Raw genomic sequence first — 519 nt, forward strand, 5'->3', positions numbered from 1 at the left:
CTTCTGCCAGCGCATCGAGGATGACAGGCGCAAGGTCTGCCAGTTTCAGCATTCGCTGAACGTGGCGGGGTGAATAGCCCAGCAAATCACCGATTTGTGCAGGTGTTTTGCCTTCCTGCGCCATTGCGCGGAATCCGGCAATCTGTTCGGCTGGGTGCATATCCCGACGATGACCGTTCTCGGTCATCGATGCAGCCGTCGCCAGCTCCTGCGGAATAATTTTCACGCGGACAGGCCAGCCCGCCGGAAGGATGTTGCGCTCTGCCAGCATGTTGAGTGCTGCCAGTCGGCGACCACCTGCGGCGACACCGTAACGGTCACCAGGCAGGGTATGCACGACCAGATTCTGCAACAGGCCAACGCCCTTAATGGACTCCGCCAGTTCGCTGACAGACTCCGCAGAATACGGCACCGTGCGTACATTCAGCGGTGACTTAATCAGTGAGGCCAGCGGCACGCTCACTTCCTCCGTCTGCGCCAGCAGGGCAGACAGGACGGTTTCCTGTGCTTTTGACAGTT

General features: G+C 59.3%; 1 protein-coding gene. It reads right to left on the bottom strand.

Annotated features, from left to right (window positions below):
• Positions 1 to 517 (bottom strand): ParB/RepB/Spo0J family partition protein (locus C0K55_RS25805; RefSeq protein ID WP_123059784.1); only part of this gene is annotated, 517 nt, incomplete at its 3' end.
• Positions 518 to 519: the final 2 nt, after the last annotated feature.

Source organism: Escherichia sp. MOD1-EC6098 (genome assembly GCF_002965865.1).
Taxonomy (GTDB): Bacteria; Pseudomonadota; Gammaproteobacteria; order Enterobacterales; family Enterobacteriaceae; genus Escherichia; species Escherichia marmotae.